Below are 15,183 nucleotides of genomic sequence, written 5' to 3'. Positions count from 1 at the left end.
GCTCCCTATTGAAGTTGCCGCCATGAGACCCGTCGATACCTGACGCTACCGCCCTCCTCCACGCGTGCGAAGACCGTCTCCAGCACCGTGCGTGATTGGCCTGCGAGCCCGATTGCAGTCACCCGATACAGTGCCGCCGAGGCATGGACCGGTAGATGGACCACACCAGCCCCCATACCCAGTGCTTGAACGCCATAGAATCCGCCCATCAGCGCTACCCAAGAGACCGCCGAGGCAGGATTGGTCCCGCCGCCCACCAGCGAAAAAGCTTCAACGGGCGGCGCACACGTGGTGATCGAGTGGCAGATGGGCAATGCCCCGCCTACCCTCTGTACCGCCCATTCGCCCAACCTCAAGCCACTTTCGGCATGTTGAAATGATTGATTGCGATGCCATAGGCTGCTCGCGACTTTTTGCTGGGATACCGCCCCCTGCATGGATGACAACCCCACCAGCGATAACAGCAGCAGGAATACCAGGCTGATCAGCAACACCATCCCGGCCTGCCGCACATGAAACCCGCCAAGCATGACCATCACGCCTAACCCAGCCGATTTCGCAGCGCGGCCACGACGCTGTAGCTCTGATCCTTCACCCGTCCAGACGGGTCTTGCAGCGTCATATGTATGCGCACGCTGCGTATCAACGACGGGTCAACCGGGTGGCTGTCGTAACGCACCACAACCGTTGATGCCGGCCGGGTCGCCATGCCAAAGCTGATGTCGAATGCCCGTACGTTATCCATCAGTACGGCTTTCGCAGGCGTTGCCGGCGTACTGATCTTCAACTGGCCTGTTTCGTAGGTGTAGGTGAGCTGGCGTATGCCAAAGCGGATCTGGCCAGGTGCGGCGGCAGGCGGTGCCCCGGCATAAGCCTGGGCCACCTCCTTGCAGTCAGACAGTACCGTCCAATCGGGCCTGACAACACCCTCACCGACGCTCGCCGTAACCAATGTCAGTGACTTTGCACTCGCCGACGCCTCCCAGCTTATCGGTCGATCAAAAGCGGCAGGCGCGTTGTCGATGACGGCCGTGGCCAGGCACCCCAGCATGCCTGCCTGGCGTATGTCCTGGATCATCTTGCTCAGGACAAACCGCGCATCATCCTGCATCACCATTGCGGCCTGCTGGCTGGCATGGGTCAGTCGCGAGCTGATCAACACCTGGCTCGCACCCAGCACCAGCACTAGCCCTACGGCGAGTGCCAGCAACAATTCCACCAGGCTGAAACCTCGAGCAAGACGATTCATTGCAACGCTCCCTGATCATTGGCGATACGACTGGTCAGGGTGAAGGTTTCCCGGGCTCCAGGCCTGTTTGCCGCCCGAGCGTCCTGCCAGCTGATGCTGATGGTGACCTCGTGCCCACTCAAAGCCACTGACCCTTTAGCGTCTTCGCCAGCAAAACCAATGATATTGGCCTCGAAATCGTGCAGGTCCAAGTCACGCACACTGGCAGTCGAAGTGCTGCGCGGCGCGGGCTCGGCGCTGCCCCACGAGTAATCTGCACCGGCGTTGGCGCGAATGCGGTCAAGCATGTCGTAGGCGATAAAACTGGCTTGGCTGGTCATCCTGGCGCTGTCGGTGTACTTGAGCGCATTGAGCTGGAGCACCGCAGCGCCCATCAGACCAATGGCCAGGATCAGCAGCGCTACCAGCACCTCGATCAAGGTCATGCCGGATTGGCGCCGCTGGAAAGCGCGCAGGAAAAATCGATTCGGGCAGGCGGGCATTACCGTTGTCATCCATGTCGAAGGCCGGAAAAAAGCAGGCAAAACCTGCTGTGCGACCCAAGACTAGCGTCGGTTTTCAAGCGGCGCTGCTCAAGGAACAAAGGGAAATACTTTGGACATGAAGGCCATCATTCATCACCAGGGGCCCAGAGCTATACCTAGATCTGCAACTTGGAGACTCACTCGCGTCCACGGAGGGAACGCACATGACAGAACGAGGGTTCACCCTGATTGAAATGCTGCTTGGGCTGATCGTGACCAGCTTCCTTGCACAACTGGCCGTGCCAGGCTTCAAAGGGTTGCTTGAATCACAGCAGCGACAAAGCGTGGCCCAATCACTCGCCGCCGGCCTGCGCTACGCACGCACCGAGGCCATCGCACGCAATCAGGCGGTGGTCATTCACGCGCGGGACGAGGACTGGAGCCTGGGGTGGCGGGTGATACTGGACGTCAGTGGGCGTGGTCACCTGGACCAAGATAACCCGGTATTGCTGGAACGGCAGGACAGCGGGCATGTGCTTATCGCGGGCAATGGCCCGGTCACGAACCAGGTGCGTTTCAGCGGTTTGGGGGAGCCGGTCTTTGCCGGCGGGGGCTTCCGTGCCGGCACCGTGCATGTGTGCGACACAAGCCAGGCACAGAGCCTGTACCAGGTAGTGCTGGCGCCCAGCGGGCGCATCAGCCTGCGCAGTGTGAAAACCGAGCAGGCATTATGCCGAGGCTATACCAGCACGTCGGGCGTCAGAGCAGCGAGCGGACCCGCAGTTCCTTGGGCATGGAGAACGTGATGTTCTCTTCACGGCCAGCCAGCTCATCAGCACCAGTGGCTCCCCAGGCCTGCAACTGCTGGATCACGCCGCGCACCAGGACTTCCGGGGCCGAGGCGCCCGCGGTGATGCCAATCCGCTCGACACCATCGAACCAACTGCGCTGCATGTCTTCGGCGCCATCGATCAGGTATGCCGGTGTGGCCATGCGTTCGGCCAGCTCACGCAAGCGATTGGAGTTGGAGCTGTTCGGGCTGCCGACCACCAGCACCACATCGCACTCATCCGCCAGTTGCTTGACCGCATCCTGGCGGTTTTGCGTGGCGTAGCAGATGTCGTCCTTGCGGGGGCCGCCAATGGCGGGGAATCGTGTGCGCAGGGCATCGATTACGCGGCTGGTATCGTCCATGGACAAGGTGGTCTGGGTCACGAACGCCAGGCGATCCGGGTTGTGCACCTGCAAGTTGGCGACGTCTTTTTCGTCTTCCACCAGGTAGATGGCGCCGCCGTTGCTGGCGTCGTACTGACCCATGGTGCCTTCGACTTCCGGGTGACCGGCATGGCCGATCAGGATGCATTCGCGGCCGTCACGGCTGTAGCGAGCCACTTCGATGTGCACCTTGGTCACCAGCGGGCAGGTGGCATCGAATACTTTAAGGCCACGGCCTGCCGCTTCGGTACGTACGGCCTGGGACACGCCGTGGGCACTGAAGATGACGATAACGTCGTCGGGCACCTGGTCGAGTTCTTCGACAAAGATAGCGCCGCGTGCGCGCAGGTCTTCGACCACGAATTTGTTATGGACGACTTCATGGCGCACATAAATCGGCGGCCCGAAGACTTCCAGGGCGCGGTTGACGATTTCGATCGCCCGGTCCACGCCGGCGCAGAAGCCACGGGGGTTGGCGAGTTTGATTTGCATGCTGTGCCTCGTGCCTTGCAGGGCAAGAAATTGGACCAACTCAGCTCTATAGAATAAGCCTCTGTGGGAGCGGGCTTGCCCGCGATGCAAGCGACTCGATGTATCAGGTACACCGAGGTGATGCTATCGCAGGCAAGCCAGCTCCCACACAAGCCAGCGTCACAGGAACCGGTTTCGTCAGTTAGAGCGCTTTAACGTCGATGATTTCAACATCAAACGTCAAGGTTTTACCGGCCAACGGATGGTTGAAATCGATGGTCACTTGCACATCATCGAAGGCTTTAACCACACCAGGCAATTCGGTATTCGCCGCATCATTGAAGATCACCAGCAAGCCTTCCGACAGGTCCATGCCTTCGAACTGCGAACGCGGGATGATCTGTATGTTTTGCGGGTTGGGCTGGCCAAAGGCGTTTTCCGGCAGGATCTGCAGGTTACGCTTGTCGCCAGCCTTGAAGCCGAACAGGGCTGCTTCAAAACCCGGCAACAGGTTACCGTCGCCCACCTTGAAAGTCGCCGGAGCTTTGTCGAAGGTGCTATCGACCGTGTCGCCATTCTCCAGGCGCAATGCGAAATGCAAAGTGACTTCCGTGTTCTGGCCGATGCGTTGCTCAGCCAATACCTGATCAGTCATTGACGGTCTCTCCGGTTTTCTTGCTCTTGAACATATCCAGCGCCAGCATGATTGCACCGACAGTAATGGCGCTATCGGCAAAGTTGAACGCCGGGAAGTAATGGCGGTTCTGCCAATGCACCAGGATGAAGTCGATCACATGGCCCAGGGCGATGCGGTCATACAGGTTGCCCAGCGCGCCACCCAGCACCAGGGCCAGGGCGATAGCCAGCCAGGTGTCGTCGCGGCCCAGCCGCTTGAGCCACACCACCAGCACGGCACTGACTACCACGGCGATCAGGGCAAACAACCAGCGCTGCCAGCCCCCGCCATCCGCCAGGAAGCTGAAGGCGGCGCCGGTGTTGTAGGCCAGGGTCCAGCTGAAGTAATCCGGGATCACCACGATTTGCTGGAACATTTCCAGGGAGCCTTCGAAGTGAGCCTTGCTGACCTGGTCAATGACCAGGACCAGCAGGCTCAGTACGAGCCAGCCCAGACGTCCGAAACGACTGGCTGCATTAGGCATAGTGGCGAACCTCGCCGTCACCAGAAATGTTGTCGACGCAACGACCACAGATTTCCGGGTGCTCAGGGTTCACACCGACATCTTCACGGCAGTGCCAGCAACGGGCGCACTTGGGGAAGGCCGACTTGACCACTTTGAGCTTGAGGCCCGGTACTTCGGTAGCTACTGCATCCGCCGGGGCCTGGGCGAAAGGTGCCAGGCTCGCGGTGGAGGTAATCAGCACGAAGCGCAGTTCGTTGCTCAGCTTGGCCAGGTTGGCGGTCAGGCCTTCCTCGGCAAACAGGGTGACTTCGGCTTGCAGGTTGCCGCCCACGGCCTTGGCCGCACGCTGGACTTCCAGCTCTTTGTTCACCGCAGCCTTGACCGCCATGACGCCTTCCCAGTACTCGCGGCCCAGTTCGAAGTCGGCCGGCAGTTCGGTCAGGCCTTCGTACCAGGTGTTGAGCATGACGGACTCGTTACGCTCGCCCGGCAGGTATTCCCATAGTTCGTCGGCGGTGAACGCCAGGATCGGTGCGATCCAGCGCACCAGCGCTTCGCTGATGTGGTACAGCGCGGTCTGCGCCGAGCGGCGCGCCTTACTGTTGGCGCCGGTGGTGTACTGGCGGTCCTTGATGATGTCGAGGTAGAAACCGCCCAGCTCCTGCACGCAGAAGTTGTGGATCTTCGAGTAGACGTTCCAGAAGCGGTACTCGCCGTAGTGCTCCTGCAGCTCACGCTGCAGCAACAGGGTACGGTCCACAGCCCAACGGTCCAGGGCGAGCATGTCCTCGGCTGGCAGCAGGTCGGTGGCCGGGTTGAAACCGGTCAGGTTCGACAGCATGAAGCGTGCGGTATTGCGGATGCGACGGTAGGCGTCGGCGCTGCGCTGCAGGATCTGCTCCGAAACGGCCATCTCGCCCGAATAGTCGGTCGAGGCCACCCACAGGCGCATAATATCGGCACCCAGGGTGTCGTTGACCTTTTGCGGCGCGATCACGTTGCCCAGGGACTTGGACATCTTGCGACCGTTTTCGTCGACGGTGAAGCCATGGGTCAGCAGCTCACGGTATGGTGCGTGGTCGTCGATGGCGCATCCGGTCAGCAACGACGAGTGGAACCAGCCGCGGTGCTGGTCCGAGCCTTCCAGGTACAGGTCGGCACGCGGGCCGGTCTCGTGACCCATAGGGTGCGAGCCGCGCAGCACGTGCCAGTGGGTGGTACCCGAATCGAACCACACGTCGAGGGTGTCGCTGATCTTGTCATACAGCGGCGCTTCGTCACCCAACAGCTCAGCGGCATCCAGCTTGAACCAGGCTTCGATGCCTTCCTGCTCGACGCGTTGAGCCACGACTTCCATCAGTTCGACGGTACGTGGGTGCAGCTCGCCGCTTTCCTTGTTCAGGAAAAACGGGATCGGCACACCCCAGTTGCGCTGGCGCGAGATGCACCAGTCGGGGCGATTGGCGATCATCGAGTGCAGGCGCGCCTGACCCCAGGCCGGGACGAACTGGGTGTCTTCGATGGCCTTGATCGCACGGTTGCGCAGGGTCTCGCCCTGAGCAGGCTGCTTGTCCATGCCGATAAACCACTGCGCGGTGGCGCGATAGATCAGCGGGGTCTTGTGGCGCCAGCAGTGCATGTAGCTGTGCTTGATGGTTTCGGTGTGCAGCAGCGCGCCGACTTCCGACAGCTTGTCGATGATCGGCTGGTTGGCCTTGAAGATGAACTGGCCGCCGAAGAATTCCAGGGACGGCACGTAGACGCCATTGCTCTGCACAGGGTTCAGGATGTCGTCATTGACCATGCCATAGGCTTTGCAGGTCACGAAGTCATCCACGCCATAGGCTGGCGATGAATGAACGATGCCGGTGCCGGCGCCCAGTTCCACGTAGTCGGCCAGGTACACCGGCGACAGGCGGTCGTAGAACGGATGGCGGAAGTTGATCAGCTCCAGCGCTGAACCGGTGGTGGTGGCGATCACCGAGCCTTGCAACTCGTAACGCGCCAGGCACGATTCGACCATTTCCTCGGCCAGCACCAGCAGGCGATCACCGACGTCCACCAGGGCGTAGATGAATTCCGGGTGCACGTTCAGCGCCTGGTTGGCCGGGATGGTCCACGGGGTGGTGGTCCAGATCACGATGGCAGCCGGTTTGCTCAGGCTCGCCAGGCCAAAGGCCTCGGCCAGCTTGGCGTCGTCGGCGATCGGGAACGCCACGTCGATGGTCGAGGACTTCTTGTCTTCGTACTCGACTTCCGCTTCGGCCAGGGCCGAACCGCAATCGAAGCACCAGTTCACGGGCTTGAGGCCCTTGAACACGAAACCGCCCTTGACGATTTCGGCCAAGGCACGGATTTCACCGGCCTCGTTCTTGAAATTCATGGTCTTGTACGGGTTGTCCCACTCGCCCAGCACGCCCAGGCGGATGAATTCGGACTTCTGCCCTTCGATCTGCTCGGTGGCATAGGCACGGCACAGCTCGCGGGTTTTATCCGCGCCCAGGTTCTTGCCGTAGGTCACTTCGACTTTATGCTCGATCGGCAGGCCGTGGCAGTCCCAGCCCGGGACATACGGCGCGTCGAAGCCCGAAAGGGTCTTCGAGCGGATGATCATGTCCTTGAGAATCTTGTTCAGCGCATGACCGATGTGAATCGTGCCGTTGGCGTAAGGAGGGCCGTCGTGCAGGACGAATTTCGGACGATCCTTGCCAATTTCGCGCAACTTTCCGTACAGGCCAATACTGTCCCAGCGCTGCAGGATCTGCGGTTCGCGCTGTGGCAGGCCGGCCTTCATTGGGAAGGCGGTGTCCGGAAGGTTTAGCGTGGCTTTATAGTCGGTCATTTAAGGCTCTTCGGTTAGCGATGGGCGCTAGGTGCGGCTAGTGCACGGGCGGCGGCGACATCCGCATTGATCGCCGTTTTCAACGCCTCCAGGGAGGCGAAACGCTGCTCTTCACGCAGCTTCTGGTGGAAAACCACCGTCAAACGCCGGTCGTATAAATCACCGGCAAAATCCAAAAGGTGAACTTCCAGGTGGGCCTTGCCATCACCTGCAACCGTGGGCCTGACGCCTATATTGGCGACTCCCTGCCACGATTGACCGTCGATATCGACGCTCACCAGGTAAACCCCGGTCAACGGTACACGACGGCGCTTGAGTTGCACGTTGGCAGTTGGCGTGCCCAATTGGCGCGCCAGCTTCTGACCGTGCAATACCCGCCCGGCAATGCGGAACGGGCGACCGAGCAAACGCTCGGCCAAGCCGAAGTCGGCAGCAGCCAGGGCGTTACGCACCTGGGTGCTGCTCACGCGCAGACCGTCCAGTTCGACGGTTTGCGCGGCTTCGACGGTAAACCCCTGGCTGGCGCCGGCATGTTGCAGGAAATCGAAATCTCCGACCCGGTCACACCCGAAACGGAAGTCGTCGCCGACTTCCAGGTGTTGCACCCCCAGGCCCTCCACCAGGATACGGTCAACGAACTCGGTGGCGCTGAGGCTACGCAAGCGCTGGTTGAAAGCCAGGCAAAGGACGCGGTCCACACCCTCTTCGGCCAGCAGTTGCAGCTTGTCGCGCAAGCGCGCCAGACGGGCCGGCGCCGTTTCCGGGGTAAAGAACTCCCGCGGTTGTGGCTCGAAAATCACCACGCAGCTGGGCACGCCCAACTCGACCGCACGCTCACGTAGCCGGGCCAGGATAGCCTGGTGACCACGGTGAACACCGTCAAAGTTGCCAATAGTGGCGACGCAGCCCCGATGCTCGGGGCGCAGGTTGTGAAGACCTCGAACCAGCTGCATAACGCGCTTCTTGCTCATAAAGTGGTCGATTATAACCACACCCAGCCCCGGACGACAGGCAACAGCGCAGGCCAAATGGGTCGATTCGATAAAACACCCGTTTTATCGCGGCAAACTCTCTATCCCAGCGACTTGCGATTGAAATGCCGCAGGCGGAAACCCTGCAACAGCAACATGCCGAAGTACACCGCCGCGCCCGCGACCACCAATACACCCAGGCGCATGAAGCGCTCCAGCATATCGCCATGGCCCCAAGCCGGCATTACGTGCATCAGGCCAACGAGCACGGCGGACATCGCGGCGACTGCCACGAGCAACTTGAGGGAGAACACTCCCCAACCCGGCTGTGGCTGGTACATCTGCTGTTTGCGCAGTTGGTAAAACAGCAGGCCGGCATTGATACAGGCGCCGGCACTGATCGCCAACGCCAGCCCGGCATGGGCCAAAGGTCCGATAAATACCAGGTTGAGCAGTTGCGTGACGATCAGCGTGAAAATTGCGATTTTCACCGGTGTGCGGATGTTTTGCTGCGCGTAAAAACCAGGTGCCAGCACCTTGATCACAATAATGCCGAGCAGACCGACGGAGTAGGCAACCAGCGCGTGTTGGGTCATCAAGGCGTCATGCGCATCGAATTCTCCGTATTGAAACAGCGAGACCGTGAGCGGTTCGGCAAGGATCCCCAGGGCCAGGGCGCATGGCAATACCAGCAGGAAGCACAGGCGCAGACCCCAATCGAGGATTCGCGAATACTCCTGGCGGTCCTTGCTGGCGTAGGTGCGCGCCAGGGTCGGCAGCAGGATCGTGCCCAACGCCACGCCAAGCACGCCGGACGGCAACTCCATCAGGCGATCAGCGTAATACATCCACGACACCGAGCCCGAGACCAGCAGCGAGGCGAACGCGGTGTTGATGATCAGCGAAATCTGGCTCACCGACACCCCGAGAATCGCCGGCAGCATATTGCGCATCACGCGCCAGACACCGGTGTCCTTGAGATTCAGGCGCGGCAGCACGAGCATGCCGATTTTCTTCAAGTGCGGCAGCTGGTACAGCAGCTGCGCCAGGCCTCCGGCCAGGACCGCCCAGCCCAGGGCCATGACTGGCGGATCGAAATACGGCGTCAGGAACAGCGCAAAAATAATCATGCTGACGTTAAGCAGGGTCGGCACGAAGGCGGGCACCGAGAAACGGTTCCACGTATTGAGGATCGCCCCGGCCAGGGACGACAGGGAAATCAGCAATATATAAGGAAAGGTCACTCGCAGCAGATCAGTGGTCAGTGCGAATTTTTCCGGAGTATTGGCAAATCCCGGGGCTGTGGCCCAGATCACCCAGGGTGCGGCGAGCATGCCGATCAGGGTCACCAGCATCAGTACCAGGGTCAGCAGGCCCGAGACGTAGGCGATAAAGGTACGGGTCGCCTCCTCGCCTTGCTGGGTCTTGTATTCGGCCAGGATCGGCACGAACGCCTGGGAAAATGCGCCTTCGGCGAAGATCCGCCGCAACAGGTTGGGCAGTTTAAAGGCAATAAAGAAGGCATCCGTGGCCATGCTGGCGCCAAAGATGCGCGCCAGCAGGGTGTCACGCACAAACCCCAAAACCCGGGAGATCATCGTGATAGAGCTGACGGCAGCCAACGATTTGAGCAGATTCATTGAAAGAGTTTGCGCCTATAGATAAAGAGCAGGCGAACAAAGCGCCCACTTATGCGATACTGCGCGCCTGCAACAGCACAGAGCCAAAGCTCGCGAGTTTACAGGTCAAGCGCCGGAAATAAATCACCCGCCTCTTCAGATCGACCACTCAGCAGTTCGCATCAGCCGCCCTTGACAACCCATCAAGTCATCGGCATGATTCGCGGCCTATTTTGTTTGCTATTTCCTAAAAAGTCTTTCGAGGAGCTCGACGGTGGCCAACACACCTTCCGCCAAAAAACGTGCAAAACAGGCTGAGAAGCGTCGCAGCCACAACGCCAGCCTGCGTTCCATGGTTCGTACCTACATCAAGAATGTAGTTAAAGCCATCGACACCAAAGACGCTGAAAAAGCCCAAGCTGCTTACGTTCTGGCCGTGCCAGTTATCGACCGTATGGCCGATAAAGGCATCATCCACAAGAACAAGGCCGCTCGTCATAAGAGCCGCCTGAATGGCCACATCAAGGCTCTGAGCGTTCCTGCTGCAGCCTAAGTGGTAACAACTGCCACGCAGCCCTGGTTGCGAAACAGTTAAGAAATGCCCCGTACCGAAAGGTCCGGGGCATTTTTGTTTGTGCTTGAAAATACACCGCGACCAAACTGTGGGAGGGGGCTTGCCCCCGATTGCGGAGTGTCAGCCACTGCTTCTGGCGACTGATCCACCGTTATCGGGGGCAAGCCCCCTCCCACATTGGACCATGGGTGTCAGGCAGGTATTTTCAGGCCCCAAAAAAACGCCCCGAACCAGTCGGGGCGTTTTTGCTATCTATTGATCAAACCACAATCAATGGTGATGACCGCCTTCACCGTGGACGTGGCCGTGGGCCACTTCTTCCTGGGAAGCGTCGCGAATGGCAACGATCTTCACTTGGAAGTTCAGGCGCTGGCCTGCCAGAGGGTGGTTACCGTCGACGGTCACGTCGTCGCCGTCCAGGTCACGGATGGTGACGATCTGCATTTGGCCGTCCGGCGCGGAAGCGTGGAACTGCATGCCCACTTCCAGCTCGTCAACGCCTTCGAACATGCTGCGGCTCAGGGTGCTGACCAGCTCGGCGGAGTATTCGCCGTAGGCATCTTCAGGTTCCACGGCGACGGTCAGTTCATCACCAACAGCCTTGCCTTCCAGAGCTTTTTCCAGGCCCGGGATGATGTTACCTGCGCCTTGCAGGTAGACCAGCGGCGCGCCGCCGGCTGAGCTGTCGATGACCTCACCAGCGTCGTTGGTCAGGGTATAGTCGATGGAGACAGCCTTGTTAGCGGCGATCGTCATGGGGCGAGACCTTTTGCAAAAGAATGAAGAACGGACAAGTCTAAACAAGGATTTACCCGAAAGCGAACAGAACCCGGACGGACGGGGCCGATCAACGGCATCCTTCATCACCGGCTTCCATCAGGACGACGACCGGCATTGGGTCGTCGAACTGTCCTGCGGGCACACCCAGCACCTGCGCCACCAGCCGCCATGGCAGTCGCGCGCCTGGGTACTCGACCCCGCGCAACGCCTGGAAAAAATAGGCCAACCCTTTGCGTGCGGCTGGTGTGCGCAAGCGCAAGAATAGCGCTAACCTTGGCGCCTGATCCGCGGTAGGCGCTCAAACATAGAGCGTCACCCAAGCCATGCACCTCCAGAGAATCCGCATGCAGACTTTTTTTATCGCGCCCACCGATTTTGGTGTGGGCCTGACCTCCATCAGCCTTGGGCTGGTGCGCACCCTGGAACGGGCCGGCCTTAAAGTCGGCTTTTTCAAACCGATTGCCCAGCCTCACCCGGGCGATACCGGCCCGGAACGTTCCACTGAACTGGTGGCACGCACCCACGGGCTCAAACCGCCCCAACCCTTGGGCCTTGCCCACGTAGAGCGCATGCTCGGCGACGGCCAGCTCGATGAACTGCTCGAAGAAATCATCACCCTCTACCAGCAGGCCGCCGTGGGCAAGGACGTCCTGATCGTCGAAGGCATGGTGCCGACCCGCAGCGCCAGCTACGCCGCACGGGTCAACCTGCACCTGGCCAAGAGCCTGGATGCCGAAGTGATCCTGGTCTCGGCACCAGAAAACGAGGTGCTCACCGAACTTTCTGGCCGGGTGGAATTGCAGGCGCAATTGTTCGGCGGTCCGAAAGACCCGAAAGTGCTGGGCGTGATCCTCAACAAGGTACGCACCGACGAAAGCATGGAAGCCTTCTCGGCGCGCCTGAAAGAGCATTCGCCGCTGTTGCGCACCGGTGATTTCCGGCTGCTCGGCTGCATCCCCTACCAGCCCGAGCTCAACGCCCCGCGCACCCGTGACGTGGCCGACCTGATGGGCGCGCAGATCCTCAACGCCGGCGACTACGAAAGCCGGCGCATGACCAAGATCATCATCTGCGCGCGCACCATGCGCAACACCGTGGAGCTGCTCAAGCCCGGCGTGCTGGTGGTAACCCCAGGGGATCGCGACGATATCATCCTTGCCGTCAGCCTGGCGGCGATCAACGGCGTGCCACTGGCCGGCCTGCTGCTGACCAGCGACACCCTGCCCGACCCGCGCATCATGGACCTGTGCCGTGGCGCCTTCCAGGCCGGGTTGCCGGTGCTGTCGGTGAGCACGGGCTCCTATGACACCGCCAACCAGCTCAATAGCCTCAACAAGGAAATTCCCATCGATGACCGCGAGCGTGCGGAGATCATCACTGACTTCGTCGCCAGCCACCTCGATGCGCGCTGGCTGCACCAACGTTGCGGTACGCCACGGGAGATGCGCCTGTCGCCGGCCGTGTTCCGCTACCAGTTGATCCAACGCGCCCAGGCCGCCAACAAGCGCATTGTGTTGCCCGAAGGCAGCGAGCCGCTGACCGTGCAAGCCGCCGCCATCTGTCAGGCCCGGGGCATTGCCCGTTGCGTGCTGCTGGCCAAGCCGGAGGATGTGGAGGCGGTCGCCCGCGCCCAGGGTATCGAACTGCCCGAGGGCCTGGAGATTCTCGACCCGGACCTGATACGCCAACGCTACGTCGAGCCAATGGTCGCGTTGCGCAAGACCAAGAGCCTCAACGCGCCCATGGCCGAGCAACAGCTGGAAGATACCGTGGTGATCGCCACCATGATGCTCGCCCTGGACGAAGTGGACGGCCTGGTCTCCGGGGTTGTTCACTCCACTGCCAATACCATTCGCCCTGCCCTGCAGCTGATCAAGACCGCGCCCGGATGCACCCTGGTATCGTCGGTGTTCTTCATGCTGTTCCCCGAGCAGGTGCTGGTGTACGGCGACTGTGTGATGAACCCACACCCAAGCGCTGCGGAACTGGCGGAAATCGCCCTGCAAAGCGCCGATTCCGCCGCCGCATTCGGCATCACGCCACGGGTGGCGATGATCAGCTATTCCAGCGGTGATTCGGCCAGTGGCGAAGAAGTGGAAAAAGTCCGTGAAGCTACCCTGCTCGCCCACGAACAGCAAAGCTCGCTGCTGATCGACGGCCCGCTGCAATACGACGCCGCCGCCAACGAAAACGTCGCCCGGCAACTGGCCCCCAACAGCCAGGTTGCGGGCAAGGCTACGGTGTTCGTGTTCCCGGACCTGAACACCGGCAACACCACCTACAAAGCCGTACAACGCAGCGCCGATTGCGTAAGCCTGGGGCCGATGCTCCAGGGCCTGCGCAAACCGGTGAACGACCTGCCGCGTGGCGCCCAGGTAGACGACATCGTGTACACCATCGCCCTGACGGCGATTCAAGCCGCTAACCGACCTATGGATATCTAAATGCTGGATTTTCTACCTGCCGCCGTGCGTGGTGTGATCGCATCGCTGCTGTTGGCGCTGAACACGATCCTGCTGTGCTCGTTCCTGTTTATCGTCGCCCTGTTCAAGGCGCTGCCGTTCGCCAAGCGCTTCAGCGAATGGCTGATGAACCATACCCATGAAGCCTGGGTCACCAACAACAAGGGCTGGATGAACCTGGTACGGCGCACGCGCTGGCACCTGACTGGCCTCGAGGGCTTGGACTACCAGCACTCCTACCTGGTGACCAGCAACCACCAGAGCTGGGTCGACATCATGGTGCTGCAATACGTGCTCAATCGGCGTATTCGCCCGCTGAAGTTCTTCCTCAAGCAGGAATTGATCTGGGTGCCGGTGATTGGTTTGGCCTGGTGGGCACTGGGTTTTCCCTTCATGAAGCGCTACAGCAAGGCATATTTGGAGAAGCACCCGGAGAAGAAAGGCAAAGACTTGGAAACCACGCGCAAAACCTGTGCGAAGTTTCGCGACAATCCGGTGGGGATTTTCAACTTTGCCGAAGGCACACGATTTACCCCGGGCAAGCATGCACAACAAAATTCCCCATTTCGCTATTTGCTCAAGCCCAAGGCCGGCGGCATTGCGTTTGTGCTGGATGCCATGGGGGAGCAGTTGAAGTCACTGGTGAATGTGACCATTCACTATCCTGGCGGACGCCCTGGGTATTGGGATTTGCTGTGCGGGAATGTGAAGGACGTGGTGGTGCACTTTGAAGAGGTGCAGATTCCGGCCGAGTTCATTGGCAAGAATTATGAGCAGGATGGAGCGTATCGGTTGGCGTTCCAAGGCTGGATAAACCAGCTGTGGGAAGACAAGGATGCATTTCTGGAGCAGCTTCACAAAGACTTTCCGGCCAGCCGCTGATCACATGTGGAAGAAATTTAATGTGGGAGCTGGCTTGCCTGCGATAGCCATAGGTATCTACATAACTTTGTAGGTTGTATCAGCCGACGGTAACCACGATGCGAAGCAAGTCGCTCTTGATCTTGATCTGCTTTTGATCTCAGGCGCCCCGTTAAACCACGCTGGCCGAACGCAGGCTTGAATTCGTGGGTAACCCGGCAGGACGCCGGGTTAGCCGCCCCGCGCCATGGATGGCGCGTGGCGGCGGCCCACGGACTCAAGCCTGCGTTCGGGCACACCGAGCCAAGGCGAGGTGCCGAGTGGTGGGGCAAGAGCCCTTTGGTTACTTTGGGGCTCTTTTCCAAAGTGACCCGCCGTCAGGGCGGAACCCTAAGTGGCCGTTACTTTAATAACGGATATGTACGCGGTCTGATCCACCATCCCAGTTCGCTGCCAGGCCGCCTTCGCAGGCAAGCCAGCTCCCACATTTGGATCGCGGCACGTTAGGGAGATAGGCGCCGACTGTCAGGCCG

At 60.3% G+C, this 15,183-nt stretch carries 15 protein-coding genes; 5 read left to right on the top strand and 10 right to left on the bottom strand.

Going from position 1 to position 15,183, the window contains the following annotated elements; genetic code table 11:
• Positions 1 to 5: 5 nt before the first annotated feature.
• From TU73_RS21045 to pilV, 3 genes are read right to left on the bottom strand one after another with little or no spacing between them, the layout of a single operon-like run.
• On the bottom strand, positions 6 to 536 hold the full coding sequence (locus TU73_RS21045; protein ID WP_057013838.1) for a PilX N-terminal domain-containing pilus assembly protein: 531 nt from the start codon (positions 534 to 536) through the stop codon (positions 6 to 8).
• 5 nt (positions 537 to 541) lie between these two features.
• A complete protein-coding gene (locus TU73_RS21040; RefSeq protein WP_057013837.1) occupies positions 542 to 1,249 on the bottom strand; it encodes a prepilin-type N-terminal cleavage/methylation domain-containing protein in 708 nt (235 codons plus the stop codon).
• Positions 1,246 to 1,731 carry a type IV pilus modification protein PilV gene (gene pilV, locus TU73_RS21035; protein ID WP_057013836.1) on the bottom strand — a complete coding sequence of 162 codons (486 nt, stop codon included), beginning with the start codon at positions 1,729 to 1,731 and terminating at the stop codon, positions 1,246 to 1,248. Before pilV ends, TU73_RS21040 begins: the two co-directional genes overlap by 4 nt.
• 206 nt (positions 1,732 to 1,937) lie before the next feature.
• On the opposite strand from pilV, the gene TU73_RS21030 reads away from it, so the two are divergent.
• Positions 1,938 to 2,519, top strand: coding sequence for a GspH/FimT family pseudopilin (locus TU73_RS21030; protein WP_057013835.1), 582 nt, complete (start codon positions 1,938 to 1,940; stop codon positions 2,517 to 2,519).
• Here TU73_RS21030 and ispH read toward each other — a convergent pair.
• The 6 genes from ispH to murJ form a co-directional block, all read right to left on the bottom strand.
• Positions 2,473 to 3,420 (bottom strand): 4-hydroxy-3-methylbut-2-enyl diphosphate reductase, encoded by a 948-nt coding sequence (gene ispH, locus TU73_RS21025; RefSeq protein ID WP_003188409.1) that lies wholly within the window; start codon positions 3,418 to 3,420, stop codon positions 2,473 to 2,475. The two genes, TU73_RS21030 and ispH, sit on opposite strands and share 47 nt — an antisense overlap.
• A gap of 181 nt (positions 3,421 to 3,601) precedes the next feature.
• Complete coding sequence (locus tag TU73_RS21020; protein ID WP_173668908.1) at positions 3,602 to 4,039, bottom strand: FKBP-type peptidyl-prolyl cis-trans isomerase; 438 nt, start codon at positions 4,037 to 4,039, stop codon at positions 3,602 to 3,604.
• Between the two features lie 7 nt (positions 4,040 to 4,046).
• Entirely contained in the window at positions 4,047 to 4,559 is a 513-nt protein-coding gene (gene lspA, locus TU73_RS21015; RefSeq protein ID WP_057013833.1) for a signal peptidase II, read from the bottom strand.
• The gene (ileS, locus tag TU73_RS21010; RefSeq protein WP_057013832.1) at positions 4,552 to 7,383 is read right to left on the bottom strand and encodes an isoleucine--tRNA ligase; all 2,832 of its coding nucleotides are present in this window, start codon (positions 7,381 to 7,383) and stop codon (positions 4,552 to 4,554) included. The genes lspA and ileS overlap by 8 nt, the downstream gene beginning before the upstream one ends.
• Before the next feature lie 14 nt (positions 7,384 to 7,397).
• Complete coding sequence (gene ribF, locus TU73_RS21005; protein ID WP_057013831.1) at positions 7,398 to 8,336, bottom strand: bifunctional riboflavin kinase/FAD synthetase; 939 nt, start codon at positions 8,334 to 8,336, stop codon at positions 7,398 to 7,400.
• Between the two features lie 119 nt (positions 8,337 to 8,455).
• Complete coding sequence (gene murJ, locus TU73_RS21000; protein WP_057013830.1) at positions 8,456 to 9,994, bottom strand: murein biosynthesis integral membrane protein MurJ; 1,539 nt, start codon at positions 9,992 to 9,994, stop codon at positions 8,456 to 8,458.
• A gap of 253 nt (positions 9,995 to 10,247) precedes the next feature.
• Between murJ and rpsT the strand changes: the two genes are divergently transcribed.
• On the top strand, positions 10,248 to 10,526 hold the full coding sequence (rpsT, locus tag TU73_RS20995) for a 30S ribosomal protein S20 (RefSeq protein WP_003188401.1): 279 nt from the start codon (positions 10,248 to 10,250) through the stop codon (positions 10,524 to 10,526).
• Between the two features lie 291 nt (positions 10,527 to 10,817).
• Here the strand turns inward: rpsT and TU73_RS20990 are convergent, their stop codons facing one another.
• Complete coding sequence (locus TU73_RS20990; RefSeq protein ID WP_003171645.1) at positions 10,818 to 11,303, bottom strand: FKBP-type peptidyl-prolyl cis-trans isomerase; 486 nt, start codon at positions 11,301 to 11,303, stop codon at positions 10,818 to 10,820.
• On the opposite strand from TU73_RS20990, the gene TU73_RS20985 reads away from it, so the two are divergent.
• The 3 genes from TU73_RS20985 (at position 11,302) to TU73_RS20975 (ending at position 14,671) form a co-directional block, all read left to right on the top strand.
• Positions 11,302 to 11,592, top strand: coding sequence for a DUF3565 domain-containing protein (locus TU73_RS20985; RefSeq protein ID WP_057013829.1), 291 nt, complete (start codon positions 11,302 to 11,304; stop codon positions 11,590 to 11,592). The genes TU73_RS20990 and TU73_RS20985 overlap by 2 nt on opposite strands.
• 79 nt (positions 11,593 to 11,671) lie before the next feature.
• Positions 11,672 to 13,771, top strand: coding sequence for a phosphate acetyltransferase (gene pta, locus TU73_RS20980; protein ID WP_057013828.1), 2,100 nt, complete (start codon positions 11,672 to 11,674; stop codon positions 13,769 to 13,771).
• A complete protein-coding gene (locus TU73_RS20975) occupies positions 13,772 to 14,671 on the top strand; it encodes an acyltransferase (protein WP_057013827.1) in 900 nt (299 codons plus the stop codon). It abuts the gene before it with no gap.
• Positions 14,672 to 15,183: the final 512 nt, after the last annotated feature.

This window comes from Pseudomonas libanensis (genome assembly GCF_001439685.1).
In the GTDB taxonomy this organism is placed as follows: Bacteria; Pseudomonadota; Gammaproteobacteria; order Pseudomonadales; family Pseudomonadaceae; genus Aquipseudomonas; species Aquipseudomonas libanensis.
This window is presented reverse-complemented; position numbering and strand designations above follow the sequence as displayed.